This is a genomic window from Sulfitobacter litoralis (genome assembly GCF_900103185.1).
Taxonomy (GTDB): domain Bacteria; phylum Pseudomonadota; class Alphaproteobacteria; order Rhodobacterales; family Rhodobacteraceae; genus Sulfitobacter; species Sulfitobacter litoralis.
Genome location: NZ_FNJD01000005.1, coordinates 60,892 through 84,936, shown reverse-complemented (window position 1 = coordinate 84,936; position 24,045 = coordinate 60,892). Strand labels below are relative to the sequence as shown.

The window sequence follows — 24,045 nt, the reverse complement described above, 5'->3', positions numbered from 1 at the left end:
AATGAAAGTTTGCCCCTTATGGAAGGTTTCTTGTTCCAAGCCTCGATCTATCTCGCCGCGGCGGTGATAGCGGTCCCGATCGCGTCCCGTTTGGGGCTGGGGTCGGTGCTGGGATACCTTGCGGCGGGCATTCTAATCGGGCCAGCCTTTGGGCTCGTGGGGTCAGAGACCAAAGACCTTCAGCATTTCGCCGAATTTGGCGTTGTGATGATGTTGTTCCTCATCGGGCTAGAGCTAGAACCCCGCGCCTTGTGGAACATGCGGCATCGATTGCTGGGGCTTGGTGGCATGCAGGTCGTGCTAAGCGCTGCGGCCTTGATGGGCATCGCCATGGCCTATGACCAGCCCCTAGGGGTAGCAATTGCGATTGGCCTGACGCTGTCACTGTCATCGACAGCGATCGTGCTGCAAACCCTGTCGGAAAAGGGGCTGATGCAGACTGCTGGCGGCCGGTCGGTGTTCTCGGTCCTGTTAACGCAGGATATCGCGGTTATTCCGATCCTCGCCTTCCTGCCCCTGCTCGTTGCGCAGCTTCCCGCACAAATGCAGCCCGACGGATCGATATCGGTCAACCCAGAGGATGCAGCCCATGGGGCAGACGCTGCCGCGGGACACGGGCCGGCGGCAGCCGGTCATGGTGCCGAAACCGCGCAGGCAGCGATCTCGCTTGTGCAAGGGTTGCCGGGGTGGGGCATTACACTGGTGACCCTAGGGGCAATTGCAGGGATCATCATCACTGGCGTGTTTTTCACCCGACCTGTCTTTCGCTTTATTCACGCAGCCAACCTGCGAGAGATGTACACCGCCTTGGCGCTGCTGATCGTCGTAGGTATCTCTTTCTTGATGATGCTGGTGGGCCTGTCCCCGGCCCTTGGGGCCTTTCTCGCGGGGGTGGTTCTGGCCAGCAGCGAATTCCGACACGAGCTTGAAACCGACCTTGAACCCTTCAAGGGGCTGCTGCTGGGGTTGTTCTTTATCACTGTCGGCGCGGGCATTAATTTCGACTTACTTTTCGCCGACACCACCATCATCATAGGCATGGCGCTGCTCGTTATTCTGGTAAAAGGGGTCATCCTGTACGGGTTGGGCACCCTATTCAAACTGCATGGCCGCGATCGTTGGCTCTTTGCACTAGGCCTGGCACAGGCGGGTGAGTTCGGGTTTGTTATGGTCAGTTTCTCGGTAGCCACAGGGGTTATTCCAAATGATGTGGCTGAAACCCTGCTGCTAGTGGTTGCACTATCGATGCTGATCACGCCGCTTTTGTTCATCCTTTACGACCAGATCAGCAAACGAATGGACAAGAAATCCGGCCCGATTGTAGCCGATGAAATCGACGAGCAAGGCACCGTGATCATCGCCGGTGTCGGACGGTTCGGCCAGATCGTGAACCGGCTCGTGCAGGCCAGCGGCTTTCGCACCGTCGTCTTGGACCATAACCCTGAAACCATCGCCGTCATGCGACGCTTTGGCTTCAAGGCGTTTCTGGGCGACCCCACCCGCGCGGATATCCTGCGCAAGGCCGGCCTGCGCGACGCCAAGGTCCTTGTCGTCGCATTGGACGACCCCAAATCGGCGCTCCAACTGATTGCCTATGCCCGTAAGGAATGCCCCGACTTGCACATTGTGACCCGCGCCCATGATCGGACCGATGTATACCAACAGTACCAGGCCGGCGCGAATGACATCGTCCGCGAGATGTTCGACAGCTCGCTGCGTGCGGGGCGCTATGTGCTCGAGAACCTCGGTCTGTCCGACTACGAGGCCGCTGAGGCGCAGCGGATGTTCTATTCGCATGACCGTGCCTCTGTGCGCGAGCTCGCCGCGCTATGGCGCCCTGACGTACCGCCAAGCGAGAACAAGGCCTATGTCGCGCGCGCTAAAGAGCTGCAAAAGGATCTGGAAACCGCGTTCTTAAAGCGTATCGATCAAGAGGATAAGCGCAGCTCGTAACACCCACCTACCGCCTGCTCATGACATAAAAAAAGCCGCGCCCGATACATCATCAGGCGCGGCTAAATTGATACCAGTGTCGTCGATCAAGCCGCGGCGACACGGCTTTCTAGAACGTCACCAACCTGCTTGGACGCGGCCAGCTCATCGCCACCGGCAACAGCAGCAACTTCGCGGGTCAGACGCTCTAGCGCTGCTTCATACAGCTGGCGCTCGGAATAGCTTTGCTCGCGTTGATCATCGGTGCGGTGCAGGTCGCGCACCACCTCGGCAATCGCGATCAGATCGCCAGAGTTGATCTTTTGCTCATATTCCTGAGCACGCCGCGACCACATGGCCCGCTTGACCTTTGCCTTACCCTTAAGCGTTTTCATCGCGTGGCTAATCACATCAGGGCTGCTCAGGGCGCGCATACCGATTTCAGTCGCTTTATGCGTTGGCACCCGCAGCGTCATCTTGTCTTTCTCGAACGCTATCACAAACAGCTCCAGCGAGATGCCTGCAACTTCCTGCTCTTCGACCGAAACGATCTGGCCGACGCCATGTGCCGGATACACAACGAATTCATTCGGACGAAAATCTAGCTTCTTCGACTTGCTCATAAAGTGGCTCCTTGGGCGCGGGGACGGCCCGCATGGGTAAATATACAGTCACGACAACAAAAACCGACCGGCCCAAAGAGCCGTCAGCCTCATTTCATAACTTTAGATGTCCTGATTCAACCTGTGCAAAACGGTTGGTATTTGGCGCATGGGTATCATCATTTGAGATAACGTATATCACAAATTTCGACGCCCCGAAAGCGGTGGCGAAGCGTATTCGATCAAATACACGCTAATCCAGCGTTTATTGGGGGTTGGCGACAGATTTTATCACGCGCGTCCCATGACCAGAGGCCGAATCGCTTAGCCGCCTTCGCCGGGTGCCTCAGAGAAGTATTTCTCCAGCTTGCCCTCTTCGCCGTCGCGTTCCTCTGCCTCGGGCAGTGGGTCTTTCTTGGTGATGATCACTGGCCAAAGTTCGGAGTATTTGCGGTTGAATTCAACCCACTTTTCCATGTCTGGCTCTGTGTCGGGGCGGATCGCATCCGCAGGGCATTCAGGCTCGCAAACGCCGCAATCGATACATTCATCGGGATGAATGACCAGCATGTTCTCGCCTTCATAAAAGCAATCCACCGGACATACTTCAACGCAGTCGGTGTATTTGCAGGAGATACAGGCATCGTTAACGATATAGGTCATAACATCATCTTTTATGGCAGGTTTAACCCACGAGATACGTCAGCATAGCGTATCATTCAAGGTGGCGCGCCCGAGAAAGATCAAGCACACGGCGATCGCGCTTACTAGGGCGCCCTTTTCCCTCGAATGCTGGATTTTCAGGTTGTTTTTTCTCGGATCGGGGAACCGGCGGGGACAGATCTGTGTAAAGCGTCTGCGCCTCGGGGGCTGGACCGCGGCGAATACCGATCGCGTCGATCTGGATGACCCGCACGTCGTCGCCCATGGGAAAGGTCAGCACGTCTCCGACGACGATCAGCGTTGCGCGTTTCTGCGCAATGCTGCCGTTGACCCTGACGGCCCCCGCTTGAACGCGAGAGGCCGCCAGAGAGCGCGTTTTATAGAACCGCGCATGCCACAGCCATTTATCAAGCCGCAGCTTTGTCGCCGCCTGCGACAATTACTTGTTGTCTTTCAGTCCCATCAGCGCAGCGGCGAATGGGTTGTCAGGATCAATCGGCTTTTCGGCGCGTGCGGGCTTGCTGCTGAACTTTTGCGGCTTCCCGCCCTTGTCACCGCGCGGCGCACCCTTTTTGCCACGGGGTCCGGGTTTCCCTTTGCCCTGCGGACGATCACCGCCACCGCGACGCTGCCCCTGCGCATTCGCACGCGGGGCACGGCCCCATGTGAAGACATAGAATGCCTCGAGCTCGGCACCGGCGATCTCTGCATCAGGCGCAGTGCCTTGTGGTGTCTCTTCGGCAGGCACATCGGGGATGTGATCGTCGACTTCGGGCGTCTCGGCCAGCTCTTCGACCAAAGGGGCAATGCCGTCATCGGGCATGTCCGCAGTCGCGGGTACGATATCATCCGCTTGCGCCGCGGCAGGGTCTTCGATGATCCCACCGGCGGGCTGCTCGGCAGCCACATCCATCACCGGCGTATCTGCATCGGCACCTTTGTCAGCGGCCATTGGTGCGCCGTCATGCGGCACGACCGTATCGACAGCCTTGACCTTTGTTCGTTCGGATTTCTCGGCCTTGTATCCAAGCCCTTCCATCAACGTGGCGAACTGTTCGAGCGTCATGCCGGTGATCGACAGCATATCGGCCTTGGCCTCAAACCCGCCGCGCGAATCTTCCGACCGCAACATGTCAGCAAGACGTTCCAGCATATCAATGCGGATCGCGCGTTCACCAGCGTTGCGGTACCCTGCCATTGTCGCAGCCCCTTCGGGCGCACTGGTATCCACAGGGATCGTTACCAGACCGGGAGGAGGCGATTCCGGAAATTCGTTCAATCCTTTAGTGATTGACCAAAGCACCAGACGTAGCCGCGTCGGAGCAGGCTTGAGCAGCAAGGGCATAAAGATGGTGAACTGCCCGAAACGCAGACCGTGTTTGCGCAAAGCACCCCGTGCATCCTGGTCCAGCGCCTTAACCTCGTCAGCCACATCAGCGCGCGGCAGAATGCCAAAGTTTTCGACCATACGGAAGGCAAAGCCCCGCGCCAGACCGGTCAGCGCCTCGTCCTTAGAGATGGCGATCAGCGGCTCGAACAACGCTGCAACTTTGCGGTCAATGAAGTGCTGCAAACGGCGCTGCACTTTTTGCGCGACCTCGGGGCCCGCGACGTCGTCAACGAATACCTCGACACCGGGTTTTAGCGGATCAGAGCCCGAGACCAGCTTGCCCACAGCGGAACTGCCCCACATAAGGCCGCCCTGCTCTGTGAAATCGATCTCTGTGTCGGGGGCGTTATAGAAGCGATCCGCCCGCAAATGGAACTGAGGAGCCAGCGCCTGCAACGATGCAGTTTTGATCGTTTTATCCTCGGCAACGCCTGCGCCTTTGTCTTGGCGAAAGCGGAACCCGTCCAGCTTGCCAACAAATTCGCCTTCAACGGTTACTTCACCGGTCTCGTTTACTTCGGCCACCATGGCTTCCTTCTGTCCTAGCCGGCGCAAAAGCACGGATGTGCGCCGATCTACAAATCTTTGGGTCAGACGCTCGTGCAGCGCGTCCGACAGTCTGTCTTCTACGACACGTGCTTCGTGTCGCCAATGACTTTCGTCACCTGTCCAACCTTTGCGCTGTGTTACGTAGGTCCACGTTCGAATAAACGCCAATCGTTTGGATAACGCATCAATGTCGCCATCGGTTCGATCAATGCGCTTAATTTGTCGCGCAAGCCAATCGTCGGGGATGGTGTCACGCTGATGCAAGTAGTTGAAAATCTGCTCAAGCAGGTTGGCATGCTCGGCATGGCCTATACCACGAAAATCGGGAATCCGGCAAACATCCCACAGCAATCGGACCGAAGGGCCGTCAGTGCAGCGCGCCGCGATTTCGGCATCAACGGCCATGTTCTTCAGCGCACGCAGGTCGTCAGCCTCGCGCGCTCTGAACAGCCGTTCATTGTCAGGCGACACCTCAAGCGTCTGGATCAAGCGGTCGATCGATCCAAATTGCAGCGCCGGGTTTCGCCAGTTCAGCTTTTTCTGCGGCGTAAAGCTGTGGTCCATGATCGCCCGCGCTACACCATCGTCAAATGGGGGCGCATCACCGGTCACACCGAAGGTCCCGCTTTTGAACCCTCGCCCTGCCCGCCCTGCGATCTGCGCAAGCTCGTTGGGGGCCAACGGTCGCATACGCCGCCCGTCAAACTTGCTCAACGCGGAAAAAGCGACATGGTCCACATCAAGGTTTAGCCCCATCCCGATGGCATCTGTGGCCACCAGATAGTCGACTTCGCCATTTTGGTACATTGCCACCTGAGCATTGCGCGTGCGGGGGCTGAGCGCCCCCATCACCACCGCCGCACCGCCCTTTTGACGACGGATCAGCTCTGCAATGGCATATACATTCTCAACCGAAAACCCGACAATCGCACTGCGTGGCCGCATTCGACTTATCTTTTTCTGACCAGAATAAATTAATTCCGACATTCTCTCGCGCCGAATGAATTCCGCCTCTGGTACCAGCGCCGCGATGGACCCGCGCATTGTATCGGACCCCATAAACAACGTCTCGTGCAGTCCTCGTGCACGCAAAAGCCGGTCGGTAAAAACATGCCCCCGCTCAGGATCGGCACACAGCTGGATTTCATCGACCGCAACCAGATCAGCGCCTATGCCTTCGGGCATCGCCTCGACCGTGCAGACCCAATATTGGGTGCGCGGCGGCACGATCCGTTCTTCCCCCGTGACCAGCGCCACGACGGATGGCCCCCTAAGGGCGACGATGCGATCATAGACTTCGCGCGCCAACAACCGCAGGGGAAGTCCGATGATCCCTGTGCGATGCGCCAACATCCGTTCGATTGCATAGGTCGTCTTGCCTGTATTGGTCGGGCCTAAAACGGCCACGACCCTGCTGTCACCTGCCACCAGAAATTCCTTAGATCGTTAAAGCGTGCGCCCAATGCCGTCGCGCCGCAGCCCGTCCAGCGCCCTTTGCGCGTTATCATGGTGAGGGTTAATGCTTAACACTCGGCGATAGAGATCGGCAGCCGCACGTAGGTCGCCAAACTCCTGCAGGATCGCTCCCAGACCGAAAATGGCGTTATACTGCTGCGGATTCAAGGCAAGCGTGGTTTCCAGATCATCGATTGCAGGGCCATAGAGACCCGCGGCGAAATAAGCCTGTGCCCGGGCATGATAGCCTTCGGCAAAGTCAGGGGCGTGATCCGTCAGAGCCGTCAGATGGGCGATCGCCAAGGTGGTGTCCCCCTCTGACATGGCATCGCGACCACGGGAATACAGCAGATCCATCGCCGCCGACCCGGACCGCGCCCAAGCGCGCTGCACATCACGTTCGATTCGCGCCGCCTCTGCCGCGGGGGCATTGCGCAAATCCTGCAACAAATCCGCCGCGATCGGGGGCGACATTTGTGCGAAACTTATACCCCCGAGCAACACCCAGAGACCAAGTGCCGCGACGGTATGTTTGAGGTTGACGATGCAGTTGCCCATAACAACAGTGAATGTAACAGGCTGCCGCCACAATTCCAGACGTGTCGGCACCATTTGCCAAGAAAAGGGCCTATGATGAGCGATATCGTGAACCAAGCTGTAACAGTACTGAATGAAAAATTGGCAGGCGCTGACTTTGACGGGACTGCCAAGTTCGACATCGAAGGCGAAGGCGCTGTGATGATGGATTCAACCGGTGCCCGCGCAGGGGATGAAGAAGCAGACGTAACTCTCTCTGCAGACGCTGAAACTTTCGAGGCAATCCTGTCCGGCGACACGAACCCGACCGGTGCCTTCATGAGCGGCAAGCTCAAGATTGATGGCGACATGGGTATGGCGATGAAGCTGGCGGCTGTTCTCTCCTGATATGTTGGAAACCGCGCCCTTTTTCACCGACATCGCGCCCCTCCCCGAGACGGGTCAGGCGCATTGGGCCGAGACATCGGACGGTAAGAAGCTGCGCGTCGCGCATTGGCCGCTGGATGGGGCAAAAGGCACAGTGCTGCTTTTCCCCGGCCGCACCGAATACGTGGAAAAATATGCGATGACCGCAAGCGCTCTGGCCAAAAAAGGGCTGGCGGTCATCGCGATTGATTGGCGAGGGCAAGGTCTGTCGGATCGGCTGATCTCCGACCGCAACATCGGCCATGTCGATGTGTTCTCTGACTATCAAAAAGATGTGGCAGCGATGATGCGGACGGCCCGCGCCCTGCAGCTGCCGCGCCCGTATTTCCTGCTGGCCCACTCCATGGGGGGGGCCATCGGCCTGCGCGCCTGTATGGAAGGTCTGTCGGTGCAGGCCGCCGCCTTTACCGCGCCGATGTGGGGCATCCATATCGCGCCGCATATGCGTCTGGTGGCTGCGGGGCTAAGCCAGCTGATGCCGCGTATTGGTCAGGGGTATCGTTTGCCGATGGGGACGCAGGCGGCGTCCTACGTCTCGACTGCGCCGTTCGAAGGCAACATGCTGACGACCGACCCCGAGATGTACGAAATGATGCGCACTCAGATCAACGCGCACCCCGACCTATCGCTGGGCGGGCCAAGCTTTATCTGGCTGCGCGAAGCTTTGACTGAAACCAAACATCTGTCACTGCGTGCTGCCCCTAGCCTGCCTTGCGCCACGTTTCTCGGATCGAACGAGCGGATCGTCCACAAGGATCGTATCCATGCGCGGATGGAAACTTGGAAAGGCGGCAAGCTGCATATCATCGACGGCGCAGAGCACGAAGTCTTGATGGAAACCCCAGCTATCCGCGACAACGCGGTGGAGGAAATGGCGGCTCTGTTCTTTGGAAACGCCAAAAAGTAGCCGAGAGATCGGGTTGAACTATTGCCCGTAACCTACTGTTATTACGAAGAAAAACCATGCATCCGCAAGGATTTACTCACCCACCCTGTTCAAACGCCTCCGACCCGCTAGCTTATGCGCATGGCCAAGCAACCTGTCCTCACGTTCAATGAAAACGGCATCTACTGCCCCGCGGGTGATTTCTATATCGACCCGTGGCGCCCAGTGGACCGTGCGTTAATTACCCACGGACATTCAGATCATGCCCGCTGGGGCATGAACCGTTATCTTGCCACCGACATCGCCCTGCCCGTCATGCGACACCGCTTAGGTGACATCACTGCCGACGGCATCTCATACGGCGAGGTGCGGCAGATCGGCGGTGCGCAGGTGTCGTTTCATCCCGCTGGCCACGTCCCCGGTTCGGCCCAAATCCGCGTCGAAGTAGACGGCGAGGTCTGGGTCGCCTCGGGCGATTACAAGGTGGTGGATGACGGGCTGTCCGACCCATTCGAGCCGGTGAAATGTCATCACTTCATTACGGAAAGCACCTTCGGCCTGCCGGTGTTTCGCTGGGCCGATCAATCTACCGTTGCGGCAGAGATCAACGCCTGGTGGGCGGGATGCGCGGCGCAGGGCAAGACGGCGTTTCTGGGGGCCTACGCCTTGGGCAAAGCGCAACGTTTGCTATCGATGCTCGACCCCGACGTAGGCCCTATCCTCACCCACACCGCGACTGAAAACACCAACCGCGTGCTACGCGATCAAGGGATCACCCTACCCGACACGATCCTCGCCGATGCCGACCTGAACCCCAAGGACCACGCCGGTGCGATTGTGCTGGCCCCACCCGGCGCTTTGGGCAGCGCGTGGTCGAAAAAATTCGGCCCGCAGGAAACCGCCTTTGCCAGCGGATGGATGGCCGTGCGGGGTGTACGTCGACGCCGTGCGGGTGATCGTGGTTTTATCATTTCGGACCATGCGGATTGGGATGGACTGTTGTCGGCGATCAAGGCGACCGAGGCAGAAAATATATACGTCACACATGGTTATACGGATGTCTTTAGCCGCTATCTGGCAGACAGTGGCTGGCAGGCGCAGGTGGTGCCCACCCAGTTCGAAGGCGAGTCCCTTGATAAGGACGCGAACGAATGAAACGTTTTGCAGCCCTGTTCAACGCCATCGACCAAAGCACCAAGACGACGGTCAAAGTGGCCGCTCTTGCCGATTACTTTAGCGCCGCGCCGGATGATGATCGCCTATGGACCATTGCGCTGTTTTCCGGCCGCCGACCCAAACGCGCCGTCACCACAACCAAGCTGCGCGAATGGGCCGCTGAGCGTGCGGGGATTCCACTGTGGTTGTTCGAGGAAAGCTATAGCATCGTTGGCGATCTGGCCGAGACGATCACGCTGGTGCTGCCCCCCAACCCGACGCAAGATGACCAATCGCTGTCTACCTGGATCACGGCCCTGCGCGAAATTTACACGCAGGATGAAGAGGCCCGCAAAGCCTTTGTGCTGGACGCATGGACAACACTGGGCGGAACCGAGCGTTTTATTTTTAACAAGCTCATCACCGGTGGTTTTCGTGTGGGCGTCAGCCAAAAGCTGATGACCCGCGCCCTCGTCCGTGCCACGGGCAAACCCGAACCCGAGCTGGCGCATCGTCTGATAGGGAACTGGCATCCCGACGACACCACATGGCACACGCTCGTCGAAGCCGAAGATGCCTCTGCCGACGCGTCACGGCCCTATCCCTTCTATCTGGCCTATGGGCTGGAAGCCGAACCGCAAGAGCTGGGTGACCCGCAAGACTGGCGCGCAGAATGGAAGTGGGACGGTATTCGCGGCCAATTGATCCTGCGCGCCGGCGAATATTTCGTGTGGTCGCGCGGCGAAGAGCTGATGACTGACCGTTTTCCGGAACTTGCCCGCGCGGTTGATTTCATGCCCGATGGCACGGTTCTGGATGGCGAATTGCTGGTCTGGCCCAATGGTCAGCCTGCACCGTCATCCTTCAACGCACTGCAAGCCCGTATCGGGCGTAAGACCGTGCCCAAGAAGCTACTGACGGAAGCCCCCGTCGTGCTGCACGCCTATGATCTGCTGGAATGGCAAGGCGAGGATATCCGAGAACGCCCCTTTGCCGACCGTCGTGCGCTGCTAGAGCAAGCCTGTGCCGCCCTGCCCGACGACGCACCGATCCGCCTGTCGCCGCAGCTGAGCTTTGCCACATGGGACACGCTGGCCGATCAACGCGGCACTGCACGCGATGCGCAAGCCGAAGGGGTCATGCTGAAGCGTGCGGATAGCCCCTATCTGGCGGGGCGCAAGAAGGGAGATTGGTGGAAGTGGAAGCTGGACCCGCTGACCATCGACGCCGTGATGATCTATGCCCAGTCGGGGTCCGGCCGGCGCGCCAACCTGTTCACAGACTTCACCTTTGCGGTCTGGAACGGCAATGATCTGGTGCCCTTTACCAAAGCCTATAGCGGCCTGACGGATGCCGAGTTTCGCAAGATCACGGCTTGGGTGCGTAAGAATACGCTCGAACGGTTTGGTCCCGTGCGCAAGGTGACCCCGCATCATGTGTTCGAGATCGCCTTCGAAGGCATTCAGCGCAGCACACGGCATAAATCCGGCGTCGCCCTGCGCTTTCCACGGATGCTGCGCTGGCGGAAGGACAAGCCGCTTCAGGAAGCCAATACCTTGGCCGATCTTGAAGAAATGCTGCGGATTTACGGTTGATCCACCCTGCCATCGCCTTGCTTTGCCGTGGACCCGTGCTTAGGTAGAATTAACGTCAAAAAGAGGTTTCTCATGTTTCAACTGCCTGTCCCCGTCCTTGATGCCAACGCCGGTTCCGGCGCCTCTGCCTTCGGCAAGCTGCCCGAATGGAATCTTGACGATCTTTACACCAGTGAAGACGCCCCCGAGCTCAAGCGTGATCTGGACTGGCTGGAAGAAGCCTGCCGCAGCTTTGCCGAAGATTACGAAGGCAAGCTGGCGGATCTGGATGCGAACGAGCTGCTGGATTGCGTGCTGCGCAACGAGAAAATCAACCAGATCGCCGGGCGTATCATGTCCTACGCGGGCCTGCGCTACTACCAGATGACCACAGATTCCAGCCGTGCCAAGTTCATGTCGGACGCGCAGGAAAAGATCACCAACTTCACCACGCCGCTGGTGTTCTTCACGCTGGAACTGAACCGGCTGGAGGATGATCACCTTGCCAATCTGCTGAGCCAAAAGGCCGATCTGGCGCGCTATAAACCCGTGTTTGACCGTATCCGCGCCATGAAAGATTACCAGCTTTCCGACGAGATGGAGAAATTCCTGCATGATCTGGGCGTCGTCGGCGACGCATGGGAACGCCTGTTTGACGAAACCATCGCGGGGCTTGAGTTCGAGGTGAACGACGAGCCGCTGAACATCGAAGGCGTGCTGAACCTGCTGACCGACCCATCGCGTGACCTGCGCGAAGCGGCGGCGCGCGAACTGGCGGATGTGTTTCAGGCCAATATCCGCACCTTTGCCCGCGTGCATAACACGCAAGCCAAAGAGAAAGAGGTCATCGACCGCTGGCGTGGCATGCCCACACCGCAAACCGGTCGCCACTTGTCGAACCACGTCGAACCCGAGGTGGTCGAAGCGCTGCGCAATGCCGTCGTCGACGCCTACCCCAAGCTGAGCCACCGTTACTACGAGCTAAAGCGCAAGTGGCTTGGGCTTGACACCATGCAGGTCTGGGACCGCAACGCGCCGCTGCCGATGGACGACCCTAAAACCGTCAGCTGGGAGCAGGCTGAAAAGACGGTCATGGATGCCTATAACGCTTTTGATCCCCGTATGGGCGAAATCGCGGCCCCCTTCTTCTCTGATGGTTGGATCGACGCGGGCGTAAAACCGGGTAAGGCGCCTGGTGCTTTTGCGCACCCCACCGTGACCGACGTGCACCCTTATGTGATGCTAAACTATCTGGGCAAACCGCGCGATGTGATGACACTGGCACACGAACTGGGTCACGGGGTTCACCAAGTGTTGGCCGCCGGTCAGGGTGAAATGCTATCCTCCACGCCGCTGACCTTGGCCGAAACCGCGTCGGTGTTCGGCGAAATGCTGACCTTCCGCAAGATGCTGGACGGTGCCAAGACCAAGGCCGAACGCAAAGTTCTACTGGCCGGCAAAGTCGAGGACATGATCAACACGGTCGTGCGCCAGATTGCGTTCTATGACTTCGAATGCAAACTGCACGATGCCCGTCGTGGCGGAGAGCTGACGCCAGATGACATTAATGCCCTGTGGATGTCGGTACAGGCCGAAAGCCTTGGGCCGGTGTTCGAGTATATGGACGGCTATGAGACCTTCTGGGCATACATCCCCCACTTCGTGCACTCGCCCTTCTACGTCTACGCCTACGCCTTTGGCGACGGCTTGGTGAACGCACTTTATGCTGTGTACGAGGAAGGCGAGCCCGGGTTCGAGGACAAGTATTTCGACATGCTGAAAGCCGGTGGGTCGAAGCATCACAAGGAGCTTCTGGCCCCCTTCGGGCTGGACGCCTCTGACCCCGCGTTCTGGGATAAGGGCCTGTCGATGATTTCGGGCTTTATCGATGAATTGGAAGCGATGGAGGACTGATCTTGCCGGTAGGCACAAAAGTTTAGTGCCTTCGGCGAGGATTTAAGACCATTTGGAATTAGAAACGGGGCGCTGCATCTGCAGCGCCCCGTTTTGCGTTTGGCTATTTCAGTTGGCTGTCTTTGCTGCCGCGCCTGTTGATACCGCCACGTGCTTGCACAATTCCGTCGCGTTCGCGCACACAATCAATGCAAAGCTTGACGCCCGGTAGCGCTTGGCGGCGCGCCTCGGGGATTGGTTCTTCGCATTCTGCACAATGGGTACGGCTTTCGCCTTGGTGTGACTTTCGCGATTTCAGGCGGGCCAGCTCGTCATTGATCGACGCTTCGATCTGTTCGCTGACAGCACCATCCTTTGCCCAACCTCCGGCCATGATCATCCCCTTCTAGATTACCTCTTATAGGTAGGTCAGCGGGGAAACGGTGCAACCCCCGATAGCGAATGCCTCGGTTTGCAGGCTTTTGGCACGGAAGGGAACGGCCATGACTGACCAAAAAAATCCCCGCAAAGCGAACGCTCTGCGGGGATTGATAAAACACGTATATTCCGGATCAAGCTGTCGCCATGAGACCTTTTTCGCGGGCAAGGTCACGCATACGTTTTTGCAACTTTTCAAATGCGCGCACCTCGATCTGGCGGATACGCTCGCGGCTGACGTCATACTGGCTGCTCAGATCTTCCAGCGTGACCGTCTTGTCGGACAGACGCCGTTGGGTCAGGATGTCCTTTTCGCGGTCATTCAAGACATCCAGCGCCTCGGCCAGCATTTCACGGCGGGTTTCCAGCTCGTCACGTTCTTCGTAATCGGTGGCCTGGTCAGCATCTTCATCCTCCAACCAGTCCTGCCACTGCATCGTCCCCTCGCCCTCAGAGCCGACCGTGGCATTCAACGACGCATCACCGCCCGACATACGTCGGTTCATAGAGATCACTTCGGTCTCGGTTACGCCAAGGTCGGTGGCAATGCGGGTGACATTATCGGGGTGCAAATCCCCCTCTTCTAACGCGCCGATGCGATTCTTGGCCTTACGCAGGTTAAAGAACAATTTCTTTTGACCCGATGTGGTACCCAATTTGACCAAAGACCACGAGCGCAGGATATATTCCTGAATAGACGCACGAATCCACCACATCGCATATGTCGCGAGGCGGAAGCCCTTTTCAGGGTCGAACCGTTTAACAGCCTGCATCAAGCCGACATTCGCTTCTGAAATCACCTCGGCCTGAGGCAGGCCGTAGCCACGATACCCCATGGCAATTTTCGCCGCGAGCCGTAGGTGGGAGGTGACCATACGGTGTGCTGCTTTGGTATCTTGCTCTTCCACCCAGCGTTTGGCGAGCATGTACTCTTCTTCTGGTTCCAACAGGGGAAACTTGCGGATTTCCTGCATGTAGCGGTTTAATCCGCCTTCCGGTGTTGGTGCTGGCAGATTTGCATAATTAGCCATCTTTGTCCCTTTCCCCAATTTCCGGGGCCCATGTTATTTGGATTAGCATAGATATGGAGAGCGCCCCGCTCTGTTTCAAGTGTACAGCCTAACGCGTGAAAGGGCGTATTGGGCCCAAAAAACCTTAAATTACCGTTATGCTACAGGTCGTTCACACAACTGTGCATCAGCTTGTGCTGTAGCCCACGGCCTCTAGCAGGTTGGTCAGGTCAGCCGGCAGCGGGGCTTCGAACCGAACGTAGTCCCCTGTCAAAGGGTGATCGAACCCCAGAACCGCCGCGTGCAGCGCTTGTCGCGGAAAGCTGCGGATGGCGTCGGCTGCAGCGTCAGAAACCGCGCCTTTGGCGAGCTTGCGTTTACCGCCATAGGTCGGATCACCGACCAGCGCATGACCAGCATGGGCCATATGAACCCGGATTTGGTGCGTGCGCCCCGTCTCTAGCCAACACTCCATTAGCGCCAACACCTCGGGCGATCCAAGGCGCGCCACAGTGCGTGCACGGGTAACTGCGTGACGCCCCCCTTGGAAAAACACCGCCTGCCGTTGTCGGTCGGTGCGGTGGCGGGCTAATTGCGTCGTGAGTTTAAGGATATTGCCGGGCTCAAAATTGGCTCCCTTCACCCCCCGCAAACGCGGATCATTAGCGTCTGGCACACCGTAGACCAACGCTTGATAATAGCGCTCCACTGTGTGTTTTTCGAACTGTTTGGCCAGGCCGTGGTGCGCTGCGTCGGATTTGGCGACCACCAACAGGCCAGAGGTATCCTTGTCGATCCGGTGCACAATGCCGGGGCGCTTCATGCCGCCCACCCCAGAAAGTTCATCACCGCAATGGGCCAGCAGCGCATTTACCAGTGTGCCGGAGGGGCTGCCCGGAGCGGGGTGCACGACCATGCCAGCGGGCTTGTTGATCACAATCAGATCTGCATCTTCAAAAACCACGTCCAACGGGATTTCTTCGGCAAGGATATGGCTGTCTTCGGCCTCTTCCACATCCACGGTAATTTCTTGGCCTTCGTCGGCGCGGCTGCGCGGGTCGGTCACGACCTGCCCATCCACCCGCACGGCCCCTTGCTCAAGCAAACGCCCAAGCCGAGTGCGCGACAGGTTCGCATCCTCTGGCACATCCCGCGCAAGCGCCTTATCAAGGCGGGGTGGCGGGTTGTCCGTGATGGTAAACTTAATTTGACGGTGCGACATGACTGATCCTTCCGAGCCCCCGAACATCAAATTCCTGCGGCGGCTGGTGACGGTGCTGACCGCCACAATGATTTTCGGCCTTCTAGTCGTGATCGGGCTACTTGTCATCCGCTTCTCGAACAAGAGCCCTGATTTACCGACGTCTGTTACTCTGCCCGATGGCGCAAAAGCAGTGACGTTCACCCAAGGCCCCGACTGGTATGCTGTCGTGACGAAAGACGATGTGATTCTGATCTTCGACAGAATGACTGGCGAACTGCGTCAAAGTGTAGCGATTAAATAGTCCTCGAAACCCCTTGGCGACCGTGATGCTTTAGAACGTCGGACTCAGCATATGAGCTGATAGGCGTGCTAAAGGCGATATCGGATTTTTTTTGGGGGGGGGTAGTGGTACCACCTCCTGGTCTCGAACCAGGGACCTCCTGATCCACAATCAGGCGCTCTAACCAACTGAGCTAAGGCGGCACTGCGGTCGATCTAGCGCCCATGAAAAAGGAATGCAAGCCCCTAAGTGCCGCAAAATCAGATTTGTCCGCACATCGCAGAAAACGCAGAAACTTGCCATTTGCATCGTTGCGCGGTACGGGATCTGACACAGTTTCGGAGAAACCTCATGGGCATTGACACAGAACGCGACATTGAAGCCAACCTGCAGATCGGTCCGACCGATAAGGGCATGGTACGGCTGTTCATCGAAGCAGAAGGCGGGATTGAAATTCCGATGGACTTCACCCCGGACGAAGCGGTTGAAATCGCGGAAGAGATCATGGCCGCAGCGCATCGCGCGGGCAAGGCAGCCAAAGCCAAGCGTTAAGCTAAACTGCACCTTCCGGCAGGGGCCAGGCCCCACCGTGCTGGGGCGCGGTTCCCCCGGGATATTTTCCATTTGGAATGGTGGATCGCGCTATCCCCATTGCGGCATCGCATGGGGGTCGCGCAACAAATGCAACCGCCGTGCGGCGTGCGTAGCGAAGAGATGCGTCATTTTCTTACGGCGCGCCGCTGCAAGTCGCTTTTCAGGGCCCATGCGCAGCAGCTCAGCACCGTAGCTGTCGCCGACAAACAGACCGGTATCTTCGGGTAAAAGGTCAATGTCGAAATCGGCATCCACGGCCCAAAAGAACCTGTCCGCCCATTCCAGATAGCCATCCCATTTGCTGTCCGACATGAAATCGGCGCGGCTGGACTTACATTCAACGATCCAGATTTCCCCTTTGGGTCCGAGTGCCATGACATCTACGCGCAGCCCACGTGTCGGCACCAGTTCTTCCACGCTGGCAAAGCCAAGCGCCGCAAGCTGGCGCGTCACGCCACGGGCAATGAGCTGTCCGGGTTGCAAGGATGGGGCGGTCATCAGGGTGGTCTGGGTCATGACCGCAATATGAACAATTCATGAACATCAAGCAAGCGCTTGGTAATCTTCAGTCTGCAACCTATCTAGTTCAAAAGAAAACAAGGTGGTTATATGGCGCGCGACGGCGAAAATTCGACACATCAGCAGCGCGGCATCCGCTACGCCCGCGAGCTTGAAGGGCATCTGGGCTGGCTTGATACGTTTTCGGGCACAGCGCTTGGGGTGTTGGCTGTGGCATCGGGCATCTACACCTATCTTGGGGTGTCCTCTTTGTTGGATGATAACGGCGCGATGTCAGCGTTTGCAGCCATCGCATATTCTGCGGCAGTGTCCGTCGGCATTTTTGTATTCTGGTCCTATATGCTGCGCCTGTTTCCGGCAGTGCGCAGTGCCCGGGCACGGGTCGGTCTGCTGGGAGCGATGTCGCTCGGGGCCGTGGCGATTATCGCCATGTCGAGCTGGCTGAACGCAGCCGCCCTTGCTGGCTCAGCCGCGGTGGAACAACATCTGGCCGAAACCGTACAGGATTACCAAGGATCGCTGGAGCGCGCGCACGAGATCACCCTTTCGGCCCAAGGGCTCGAACGGGACGTGGCCCGCGTGCGGCAAAGCTTCGAGGATCTAAGCGAACAAGAGGCCACCGGCGGGCTGTCAGGGCTGGCCGGTCGGGGCGCTGTGTTTCGCGTGCTGCGCCAGAAATCGGCAGAGCTGTCGGGGCTGGAAGCTCAGATCGCCACCCAGACGCCACTGGTGAGCGACGCCTTTGTCGAGGGCAACCAGATCCTAAGCCGGATGCGTGCCCTTACTGTTGAACCCGGGCCCGTTGAAGCGCGATCGGTTGAGTTTTCGGAGCAGGCTGTACGGCTTGCGGGGCTGATCACACGATTGCGCCAACTGTCTGTGGCCCCGCTTGTCGAACGTGCCGCGCAGGATTTGTCGGCTTCAGTCGTTCTGCCCGAGCTGGACGGCAGCAGCGTCGAGGTTCGCGGCAATCAGGCCTCTACCATCACTGCCGTGCTCGAGGTGCTGGCCCAACGTGCCGCGACGCTAGAACGCGCGGCTCAAGACGTGTTGGCCATGGCCCCACCGACAGAGACGACTTATACGCCAATTTCCAGCGCGGATGCCGTCATTAAATATGCGCGTAACTTTATCCCCTCCTGGGCCGGTGCCATCGCGATTGATCTGCTGCCCGCCGTGCTGGTCTTTATCCTTGCGATCACCCAAGGAGCGATCCGCGAAGGCCGCGAGGGCGCCGCCATCGAAGAAACACTGACGTTGGCCGAACTACGTGCCGCCGTGCTGGCAATGCGCGACATGGATGCAGCAATGAAGGGTGTGCCAATCGTGGACACCCCCACACCGGATGCGAATGCGTCCGATGCCATCCAAACGCCTGATATCGCAGCGGACACCACGGTCACGTCGACACCGTCCAAGACCACATGAAACCGCTGCGCGACTCTCCAAAGCGTCCACCCGCCGCCCGAGTCCTTGGCGGCGTCCTCATGCTTCAGCTTGGACTGGCCGGTATGTTGTTCTGGGGCGATCTTGGCGACGGGTTACGTTTGCCCGGCTTCGCCCCCCGCGCACCAGGTCTGACAGAGCCGACACGACCTGGTGACCAGACCCGCCGCTTTCAGCCCGACCGCGCCCGCCCCGGCGGCCGCCCCATGCCTGAGGCTCCCCTGCCCAAGCGCCTGACCCTCACGGTCGTCGAAGGTGGGGCGCGGGTGTTGCTGGAAGGCGGCATTATGGCGGGCGATGCCGAACGGATCGAAAAACAGATCACCGCGCTTAAGCCCCAACCCGACGGGGTCATCCTGAACTCCCCCGGTGGCTCGGTCAGCGATGCGCTGCGTCTGGGGCGGTATTTTCGCGATACCGATCTAACAACGGCACTGCGCAGCGGCGATATCTGCTATTCCGCCTGTCCCTATCTATTGGCCGCAGGCACCAGCCGCGATGTGCCAGACGATGCTTCTGTCGGGGTGCATCAGCACTTTTTCGGCGAAAGCACCCTGCTGCCCGCCTTTGTCGCTGTCGGAGACATCCAGCGCGGTCAGGGAGAGGTCATGACCTATCTGGATCAGATGGGAATCGACCCGTTGGTTATGCAACACGCGCTGGTTACCCCCCCCGATGAGATCTATCTGCTGCTGCCCGAAGAGCTGACCCGCTATCGCTTTGTGGAAAACGCCGACGCAAGCTAAGATACCCCTTGTCGCAGGCCATCGTCGCGCCTACTTAACGGGGGTGACGGGTTCTGCCCTGTTTGTAAAAGTTACATTCCAGTGGCCTTAAGCAAATCCGAGGGAGCTGGCTCTGTTCGAGCCCTGGTTCGTTTATCTGGCGCCCACCTGTACATACAGGTCCTCGGGAATATACAACAGAACGGCAGCGGTGGTCCCGTCACACTTTCTTACAGGTAAACGTCGCAGGCTGCCGGTTCGCACCGACCAAACAGTACGACCAGATCAGAATGCTTCGGGGCGCGCCTCGCGGGCCATGTGATCCAGAACGGCATTCACGAACTTTGGCTCGTCGCCGCCTTCAAAGAAGGCACGGGCCACATCGACATATTCATTGATCACGACTTTGGGCGGGGTTTCCTGCTCGCGTAGTTCAGCGCCGGCGGCGCGAAAGAGCGCACGCAACGTAGGGTCAATGCGCGCGATGGCCCATTTGGCAACCAAGGCACGGTCCGTCATCTGGTCAATCGCCGCCTGATAGTTCACGGCAGTCTCAAGCAATTCCGCAAAATGCCGAATGTCGCCGTCAATCATTTCCTGACCGTCATAGGTCGCGCCAAAGCGGTGCTCGAGGAACTCTTTGCGAACGGTGTCAAAGCTCTGCGAGGAATGTTCCATCTGGAACAAGGCCTGCACGGCATAAAGCCGCGAAGCTGATTTCATCTTGCGTTTTTGATTGCCCGAAAGGCCGGCGGAGGATGTCATGCTGTCTTGGGTCCGTCATTGTTGCCCGCCATCAGATATTCATCCGAGCGGGGCTTGAAACCGATATCTTTACGAATGTCGCCCCACTTACGGCTCAGCGCGATCAGATGCAAGGCCGCAGCTGCAGCGCCACCGCCCTTGTTTTGCCCATCAGGATCGGCGCGCACGGCGGCCTGTTCATGATTTTCAACCGTCAGGATGCCGTTGCCGATGCAGATGCCCTGCAACCCCATCAACTGCAACGCGCGGCTGCTATCGTTGCACACGGTCTCGTAATGCGTCGTCTCGCCACGGATCACGCAACCGAGGGCAACATAGCCGTCAAAATTGCTCTTGCGGTCAGAGATGCCGATGGCGGTCGGTATCTCTAGCGCGCCGGGCATTTCCACCACGTCCCACGCGGCCCCTGCAGCCTCAAGTTCAGCTTTGGCCCCCTTCAACAGCCCTTCGGCGATATCCGAGTAGTAGGGCGAAATGACGATCAAAACCTTAACAGGCGTCTCGAATTTCGGGGTCGTCAGCGTGGTGTGATTTCCAGCAGCCATTGCACTTACTCCTGCGTGATCGGGCGCGTGCCCACGATGCTAAGGTCATAGGCGTCCAGCCCCAGATAACGGGTATCGGGGTTGTCGGTCAGCAAGATCAGCTTGTGCAGGCCAAGGCTCGCCATGATCTGCGACCCCAGACCGGTCCGTTTGACGGTACGGGGACGGTCGTCCTCTTCGTCTTCGAAACGCAAACGCGGATCGGGGTCGCGGAACAGCAATACCGCACCGCGGCCTTCCTCAGCGATAATCTGCATTGCACGAGGCAATTCGTCAGCGGGGCTTGGGCCAAGGCCCAAGATATCTTCAAGCGCATTGATCGCGTGGGTCCGAACCAGAACAGGCTCATCCGTAGTGATATCGCCCTTTGACAGCGCAACGTGATCGGTGCCGCTGATCTCGTCGGTGAAAATCTGCATCTTCCAGTCGCCGCCATAAGCGGAGGTCACAGTCCGGCTGTCACGTTCAACCAATAGGTTATCATGTTTGTGGCGGTAGGCGATCAGATCGCTGATCGTCCCGATTTTCATCTTATGTTGCTGGCAGAAGGCGACAAGATCAGGCAGGCGCGCCATGGTGCCGTCTTCCTTCATAATCTCGCAAATTACGCCCGACGGATGCAGACCCGCCAGACGCGAAATATCGACGGCCGCCTCGGTATGTCCAGCCCGCACCAAGACCCCGCCGTCGCGTGCCCGCAACGGAAACACGTGCCCCGGTGTGGCGATATCAACGGCACCTTTGTCTTCGTCTATGGCGACTTTGACCGTCAGCGCCCGATCCGCAGCCGAGATCCCGGTGGTCACGCCCTCACGCGCCTCGATCGACACGGTAAAAGCCGTCTCGTGACGGGCAGAGTTATTCACCGCCATCATTGGCAGACCCAAAGTATTGACGCGTTCTTCAGTCATTGGCAGACAGATCAAACCCCGCCCGTGGGTGGCCATAAAGTTGATCGCATCAGCGTCCGCAAACTGCGCCGGGATCACCAGATCGCCTTCGTTCTCGCGGTCCTCGTGATCGACCAACACGAACATACGCCCCTGACGGGCTTCTTCGATGATCTCTTCGATGGGCGCGATGGTATCCGCCAATTCAGCCTCGACGGGTCCGGGCGTTTCAAATTGCATGGGCTCACCTCACTCTTTGTTGCCAAGGCACATACCCCACCCCACGCGTCTTTGCCAGAGCGGGGCAGCCCCCGCCCGTGCTTCATTTTGCCAAATAAACTCAAATCCGCACCATCAGCCGGCGCTGTGCCCTGCGTTCATCGCTGTAAGAGCAACCCGCCGCGCCAGCCCCCTGCCCTGCACGGGCAGCGCTATCGGCTACAAAATACGCCTAAGCCCCCTGACAAGCAAAGGGATTCGCCCGCCGTTCGTGCGTGCAAGCAGAGCAGCGGCAATCAGGACATCTCTGACAACCGCGCCACATAGCGGGCCAATGTGTCGATCTCGAGGTTGATCCGGTCCCCTACGTCAACATCGCCCCAGGTCGTGACCTCTTTGGTGTGGGGGATGAAGTTGATCCCGAAATCACAGCCATCGACCTCGTTCACGGTCAGCGATGTGCCATTCAACGCGACCGATCCTTTGGGCGCAATGTACCTGGCAAGATCTTTGGGCGCGCGCAGGGTCACACGGGTGCTGTCGCCCTCATCGCGCAGCGCCACCACTTCGGCGACGCCGTCGACATGGCCCGACACAATATGCCCGCCCAATTCGTCACCGACCTTCAGAGCGCGTTCAAGATTTAGCCTCCGCCCGACCTCCCATGCGCCAAGGTTGGTCTTGTCCACGGTCTCCGCGCTGATCTGCACCTCGTACCAATCGGGACCCAGATCGACGACCGTCAGACAGACGCCGTCGCTCGCGATCGACGCGCCCATGTCTATACCGTCGGTATCATAGCCCGTTTCGATCCGTGCACGCAGATCCCCCTGCTGTTCGAGCTTGGAGATCTTTCCGATATCCGTGATAATACCTGTAAACATGCGCGTGCCTCTTCTATAGTGATCGCTACCGAAGTAGACCTCTGCCATCAGCATGACAAGTCCACAGACACGCCACATTTTCGCCGGTATCAGGTGTTTGTCTGTGTGATGAACAAGGTAAACTGAAAGCTAACCATGAACGCCGCAGCACCCCGTGACCGGGTCTTCCTTTTCCTGCAAGGGCCGCATGGCCCCTTCTTTAACCGACTGGGCAAGATGCTTCGTCTGGCGGGTGCGCAGGTCTGGCGCGTGGGGTTCAATGCAGGCGATCGGGCCTTCTGGTTCCACCCGCGCAGCTATATTCCGTTTCGCGGTACGGCTGACACGTGGAAAGACACCTTTGTTGCGCTGCTCGCCGACAAAGGTGTCACAGATATCGTGCTATACGGCGACACCCGTCCGATCCACGCCCAAGCCGTGGCCGAAGCCAAGGCACGCGGGCTGACCGTGCATGTCTTTGAAGAAGGGTACATGCGCCCCTATTGGGTCACTTATGAACGGGGCGGATCGAACGGCAATTCTCGGTTAATGGAGATGTCGATCGAACAGATGCAGGTCGCACTGGCCAATTCGGATATGGAGGCCCCCCTCCCCCCCGGCCACTGGGGCGATATGCGCCAACATGTTTTTTACGGGGCGCTGTATCACTGGTTTGTGCTGTTTCGAAACGGCGCGTATCGCAACTTTCGCCCGCACCGCAGCTTGCCAGTGATCAAGGAGTTCAAGCTTTACCTCAAGCGGCTGCTGCTGATGCCCGCGCTGGCGCTGGACCGGCTGATCGCAACGCTGCGTATTCGGCTCGGCGGCTTCCCCTACCATCTGGCGCTGTTGCAACTGGAGCACGACAGCTCGTTTCAGGAACATTCCCCGTTCGAGACGATGACCGATTTCCTGACCGTCGTGCTCGAGGGATTTGCCAAAGGCGCACCACGCCACCACCATCTTGTCGTCAAAGCCCATCCGTTGGAAGACGGCCGCGCCCCCTTGCGCCGTGTGGTAAAGCGCGTCGCACGTGATCTGGGCGTAGCCGACCGCGTGCATTTCGTGCGGGGCGGCAAACTGGCACAGCTTCTGAATGATGCGCGCACGGCGATCACCGTGAACTCGACCGCGGGGCAACAGGTGCTCTGGCGTGGTATACCTCTCAAGGTATTTGGCAGCGCCGTCTATGCAAAGCCCGAATTCGTATCCAACCAGCCCTTGACCGATTTCTTTGCCGCCGCATCCCGCCCGGACAACAAGGCCTACAAGGACTATCGCCGGTATTTGCTAGAAACCTCGCAGGTGCCCGGCGGATTTTATGCCGCCCGCGCGCGCACTCAGCTTCTGCGTCAGGTCGTTGATATGATGCTATCCCCCGAAGACCCTTATGACGCGCTGGAACTGGGGACCGCGGCACCACGGCAACAGTTGCGAGCCGTCACCTGACAGATTTTTGCCGCAACAGTAGCTTTTCGATCCAAA

24 protein-coding genes, 1 tRNA gene and 1 other RNA gene are annotated in these 24,045 nt (G+C 58.6%); 12 read left to right on the top strand and 14 right to left on the bottom strand.

The window, feature by feature from the left end:
• Window positions 1-18: 18 nt before the first annotated feature.
• Window positions 19-1,953 (top strand): cation:proton antiporter domain-containing protein, encoded by a 1,935-nt coding sequence (locus BLQ98_RS06065; protein WP_093732444.1) that lies wholly within the window; start codon window positions 19-21, stop codon window positions 1,951-1,953.
• Between the two features lie 86 nt (window positions 1,954-2,039).
• On the opposite strand, the gene BLQ98_RS06060 is transcribed toward BLQ98_RS06065, so the two are convergent.
• From BLQ98_RS06060 to BLQ98_RS06040, 5 genes are all read right to left on the bottom strand, one after another.
• The gene (locus tag BLQ98_RS06060; RefSeq protein WP_093732443.1) at window positions 2,040-2,555 is read right to left on the bottom strand and encodes a CarD family transcriptional regulator; all 516 of its coding nucleotides are present in this window, start codon (window positions 2,553-2,555) and stop codon (window positions 2,040-2,042) included.
• A 303-nt stretch (window positions 2,556-2,858) separates the two neighbouring features.
• Window positions 2,859-3,197, bottom strand: coding sequence for a ferredoxin FdxA (gene fdxA, locus BLQ98_RS06055; protein ID WP_093732442.1), 339 nt, complete (start codon window positions 3,195-3,197; stop codon window positions 2,859-2,861).
• Window positions 3,198-3,249: 52 nt separating this feature from the next.
• Window positions 3,250-3,636, bottom strand: coding sequence for an RNA-binding S4 domain-containing protein (locus BLQ98_RS06050; protein ID WP_093732441.1), 387 nt, complete (start codon window positions 3,634-3,636; stop codon window positions 3,250-3,252).
• Window positions 3,637-6,564, bottom strand: coding sequence for a helicase-related protein (locus tag BLQ98_RS06045; RefSeq protein ID WP_167354513.1), 2,928 nt, complete (start codon window positions 6,562-6,564; stop codon window positions 3,637-3,639).
• Between the two features lie 18 nt (window positions 6,565-6,582).
• Entirely contained in the window at window positions 6,583-7,149 is a 567-nt protein-coding gene (locus BLQ98_RS06040) for a tetratricopeptide repeat protein (protein WP_093732529.1), read from the bottom strand.
• A 75-nt stretch (window positions 7,150-7,224) separates the two neighbouring features.
• On the opposite strand from BLQ98_RS06040, the gene BLQ98_RS06035 reads away from it, so the two are divergent.
• The 5 genes from BLQ98_RS06035 to BLQ98_RS06015 all read left to right on the top strand — a co-directional run bounded on the left by BLQ98_RS06035 (window position 7,225) and on the right by BLQ98_RS06015 (window position 13,083).
• Window positions 7,225-7,515 carry an SCP2 sterol-binding domain-containing protein gene (locus BLQ98_RS06035; protein WP_093732440.1) on the top strand — a complete coding sequence of 97 codons (291 nt, stop codon included), beginning with the start codon at window positions 7,225-7,227 and terminating at the stop codon, window positions 7,513-7,515.
• Between the two features lies 1 nt (window position 7,516).
• Entirely contained in the window at window positions 7,517-8,461 is a 945-nt protein-coding gene (locus BLQ98_RS06030) for an alpha/beta fold hydrolase (protein WP_093732439.1), read from the top strand.
• A gap of 114 nt (window positions 8,462-8,575) precedes the next feature.
• The gene (locus tag BLQ98_RS06025; protein ID WP_093732438.1) at window positions 8,576-9,595 is read left to right on the top strand and encodes a ligase-associated DNA damage response exonuclease; all 1,020 of its coding nucleotides are present in this window, start codon (window positions 8,576-8,578) and stop codon (window positions 9,593-9,595) included.
• On the top strand, window positions 9,592-11,190 hold the full coding sequence (locus tag BLQ98_RS06020) for an ATP-dependent DNA ligase (RefSeq protein ID WP_093732437.1): 1,599 nt from the start codon (window positions 9,592-9,594) through the stop codon (window positions 11,188-11,190). Before BLQ98_RS06025 ends, BLQ98_RS06020 begins: the two co-directional genes overlap by 4 nt.
• Before the next feature lie 72 nt (window positions 11,191-11,262).
• Entirely contained in the window at window positions 11,263-13,083 is a 1,821-nt protein-coding gene (locus BLQ98_RS06015; protein WP_093732436.1) for a M3 family oligoendopeptidase, read from the top strand.
• 103 nt (window positions 13,084-13,186) lie between these two features.
• On the opposite strand, the gene BLQ98_RS06010 is transcribed toward BLQ98_RS06015, so the two are convergent.
• From BLQ98_RS06010 to BLQ98_RS06000, 3 genes are all read right to left on the bottom strand, one after another.
• A complete protein-coding gene (locus BLQ98_RS06010; protein ID WP_093732435.1) occupies window positions 13,187-13,456 on the bottom strand; it encodes a DksA/TraR family C4-type zinc finger protein in 270 nt (89 codons plus the stop codon).
• Window positions 13,457-13,634: 178 nt separating this feature from the next.
• A complete protein-coding gene (gene rpoH / locus BLQ98_RS06005) occupies window positions 13,635-14,531 on the bottom strand; it encodes an RNA polymerase sigma factor RpoH (protein ID WP_093732434.1) in 897 nt (298 codons plus the stop codon).
• A 166-nt stretch (window positions 14,532-14,697) separates the two neighbouring features.
• Window positions 14,698-15,732 (bottom strand): RluA family pseudouridine synthase, encoded by a 1,035-nt coding sequence (locus BLQ98_RS06000; protein WP_093732433.1) that lies wholly within the window; start codon window positions 15,730-15,732, stop codon window positions 14,698-14,700.
• Here BLQ98_RS06000 and BLQ98_RS05995 point away from each other — a divergent pair.
• The gene (locus tag BLQ98_RS05995) at window positions 15,731-16,015 is read left to right on the top strand and encodes a DUF6476 family protein (RefSeq protein WP_093732432.1); all 285 of its coding nucleotides are present in this window, start codon (window positions 15,731-15,733) and stop codon (window positions 16,013-16,015) included. The genes BLQ98_RS06000 and BLQ98_RS05995 overlap by 2 nt on opposite strands.
• A 105-nt stretch (window positions 16,016-16,120) precedes the next feature.
• Here BLQ98_RS05995 and BLQ98_RS05990 read toward each other — a convergent pair.
• A tRNA-His gene (locus BLQ98_RS05990) sits at window positions 16,121-16,197 on the bottom strand.
• Between the two features lie 148 nt (window positions 16,198-16,345).
• On the opposite strand from BLQ98_RS05990, the gene BLQ98_RS05985 reads away from it, so the two are divergent.
• A complete protein-coding gene (locus tag BLQ98_RS05985; RefSeq protein ID WP_093732431.1) occupies window positions 16,346-16,546 on the top strand; it encodes a DUF6324 family protein in 201 nt (66 codons plus the stop codon).
• A 90-nt stretch (window positions 16,547-16,636) separates the two neighbouring features.
• Here BLQ98_RS05985 and BLQ98_RS05980 read toward each other — a convergent pair whose 3' ends face one another.
• Complete coding sequence (locus tag BLQ98_RS05980; RefSeq protein WP_093732430.1) at window positions 16,637-17,104, bottom strand: MmcB family DNA repair protein; 468 nt, start codon at window positions 17,102-17,104, stop codon at window positions 16,637-16,639.
• Window positions 17,105-17,197: 93 nt separating this feature from the next.
• On the opposite strand from BLQ98_RS05980, the gene BLQ98_RS05975 reads away from it, so the two are divergent.
• The 3 genes from BLQ98_RS05975 to ssrS all read left to right on the top strand — a co-directional run bounded on the left by BLQ98_RS05975 (window position 17,198) and on the right by ssrS (window position 19,500).
• Window positions 17,198-18,535: a hypothetical protein gene (locus BLQ98_RS05975; RefSeq protein ID WP_237271391.1), complete on the top strand. Its 1,338-nt coding sequence runs from the start codon at window positions 17,198-17,200 to the stop codon at window positions 18,533-18,535.
• Complete coding sequence (locus BLQ98_RS05970) at window positions 18,532-19,299, top strand: COG3904 family protein (protein ID WP_093732429.1); 768 nt, start codon at window positions 18,532-18,534, stop codon at window positions 19,297-19,299. The genes BLQ98_RS05975 and BLQ98_RS05970 overlap by 4 nt, the downstream gene beginning before the upstream one ends.
• 47 nt (window positions 19,300-19,346) lie before the next feature.
• Window positions 19,347-19,500, top strand: a non-coding RNA gene (gene ssrS, locus BLQ98_RS18655) — 6S RNA.
• A 63-nt stretch (window positions 19,501-19,563) separates the two neighbouring features.
• On the opposite strand, the gene nusB is transcribed toward ssrS, so the two are convergent.
• The 4 genes from nusB to BLQ98_RS05950 all read right to left on the bottom strand — a co-directional run bounded on the left by nusB (window position 19,564) and on the right by BLQ98_RS05950 (window position 22,581).
• Entirely contained in the window at window positions 19,564-20,043 is a 480-nt protein-coding gene (gene nusB / locus BLQ98_RS05965) for a transcription antitermination factor NusB (protein WP_093732428.1), read from the bottom strand.
• Entirely contained in the window at window positions 20,040-20,588 is a 549-nt protein-coding gene (locus BLQ98_RS05960) for a 6,7-dimethyl-8-ribityllumazine synthase (RefSeq protein ID WP_093732427.1), read from the bottom strand. The genes nusB and BLQ98_RS05960 overlap by 4 nt, the downstream gene beginning before the upstream one ends.
• A 5-nt stretch (window positions 20,589-20,593) precedes the next feature.
• Window positions 20,594-21,718: a 3,4-dihydroxy-2-butanone-4-phosphate synthase gene (gene ribB, locus BLQ98_RS05955; RefSeq protein ID WP_093732426.1), complete on the bottom strand. Its 1,125-nt coding sequence runs from the start codon at window positions 21,716-21,718 to the stop codon at window positions 20,594-20,596.
• Window positions 21,719-21,993: 275 nt separating this feature from the next.
• Window positions 21,994-22,581 carry a riboflavin synthase gene (locus tag BLQ98_RS05950; RefSeq protein ID WP_093732425.1) on the bottom strand — a complete coding sequence of 196 codons (588 nt, stop codon included), beginning with the start codon at window positions 22,579-22,581 and terminating at the stop codon, window positions 21,994-21,996.
• A 135-nt stretch (window positions 22,582-22,716) separates the two neighbouring features.
• Here BLQ98_RS05950 and BLQ98_RS05945 point away from each other — a divergent pair, with 135 nt between their 5' ends.
• Window positions 22,717-24,009, top strand: coding sequence for a capsule polysaccharide biogenesis protein (locus tag BLQ98_RS05945; protein WP_093732424.1), 1,293 nt, complete (start codon window positions 22,717-22,719; stop codon window positions 24,007-24,009).
• Window positions 24,010-24,045 lie beyond the last annotated feature (36 nt).

Bases quoted from the DNA above. Each gene is read 5' to 3' on its own strand.
- BLQ98_RS06065 (WP_093732444.1), top strand. From the start codon at position 19: ATGGAAGGTTTCTTGTTCCAAGCCTCGATCTATCTCGCCGCGGCGGTG.
- BLQ98_RS06060 (WP_093732443.1), bottom strand. From the start codon at position 2,555: ATGAGCAAGTCGAAGAAGCTAGATTTTCGTCCGAATGAATTCGTTGTG.
- fdxA (WP_093732442.1), bottom strand. From the start codon at position 3,197: ATGACCTATATCGTTAACGATGCCTGTATCTCCTGCAAATACACCGAC.
- BLQ98_RS06040 (WP_093732529.1), bottom strand. From the start codon at position 7,149: ATGGGCAACTGCATCGTCAACCTCAAACATACCGTCGCGGCACTTGGT.
- BLQ98_RS06035 (WP_093732440.1), top strand. From the start codon at position 7,225: ATGAGCGATATCGTGAACCAAGCTGTAACAGTACTGAATGAAAAATTG.
- BLQ98_RS06030 (WP_093732439.1), top strand. From the start codon at position 7,517: ATGTTGGAAACCGCGCCCTTTTTCACCGACATCGCGCCCCTCCCCGAG.
- BLQ98_RS06025 (WP_093732438.1), top strand. From the start codon at position 8,576: ATGCGCATGGCCAAGCAACCTGTCCTCACGTTCAATGAAAACGGCATC.
- BLQ98_RS06020 (WP_093732437.1), top strand. From the start codon at position 9,592: ATGAAACGTTTTGCAGCCCTGTTCAACGCCATCGACCAAAGCACCAAG.
- BLQ98_RS06015 (WP_093732436.1), top strand. From the start codon at position 11,263: ATGTTTCAACTGCCTGTCCCCGTCCTTGATGCCAACGCCGGTTCCGGC.
- BLQ98_RS06010 (WP_093732435.1), bottom strand. From the start codon at position 13,456: ATGGCCGGAGGTTGGGCAAAGGATGGTGCTGTCAGCGAACAGATCGAA.
- rpoH (WP_093732434.1), bottom strand. From the start codon at position 14,531: ATGGCTAATTATGCAAATCTGCCAGCACCAACACCGGAAGGCGGATTA.
- BLQ98_RS05995 (WP_093732432.1), top strand. From the start codon at position 15,731: ATGACTGATCCTTCCGAGCCCCCGAACATCAAATTCCTGCGGCGGCTG.
- BLQ98_RS06000 (WP_093732433.1), bottom strand. From the start codon at position 15,732: ATGTCGCACCGTCAAATTAAGTTTACCATCACGGACAACCCGCCACCC.
- BLQ98_RS05985 (WP_093732431.1), top strand. From the start codon at position 16,346: ATGGGCATTGACACAGAACGCGACATTGAAGCCAACCTGCAGATCGGT.
- BLQ98_RS05980 (WP_093732430.1), bottom strand. From the start codon at position 17,104: ATGACCCAGACCACCCTGATGACCGCCCCATCCTTGCAACCCGGACAG.
- BLQ98_RS05975 (WP_237271391.1), top strand. From the start codon at position 17,198: ATGGCGCGCGACGGCGAAAATTCGACACATCAGCAGCGCGGCATCCGC.
- BLQ98_RS05970 (WP_093732429.1), top strand. From the start codon at position 18,532: ATGAAACCGCTGCGCGACTCTCCAAAGCGTCCACCCGCCGCCCGAGTC.
- nusB (WP_093732428.1), bottom strand. From the start codon at position 20,043: ATGACATCCTCCGCCGGCCTTTCGGGCAATCAAAAACGCAAGATGAAA.
- BLQ98_RS05960 (WP_093732427.1), bottom strand. From the start codon at position 20,588: ATGGCTGCTGGAAATCACACCACGCTGACGACCCCGAAATTCGAGACG.
- ribB (WP_093732426.1), bottom strand. From the start codon at position 21,718: ATGCAATTTGAAACGCCCGGACCCGTCGAGGCTGAATTGGCGGATACC.
- BLQ98_RS05950 (WP_093732425.1), bottom strand. From the start codon at position 22,581: ATGTTTACAGGTATTATCACGGATATCGGAAAGATCTCCAAGCTCGAA.
- BLQ98_RS05945 (WP_093732424.1), top strand. From the start codon at position 22,717: ATGAACGCCGCAGCACCCCGTGACCGGGTCTTCCTTTTCCTGCAAGGG.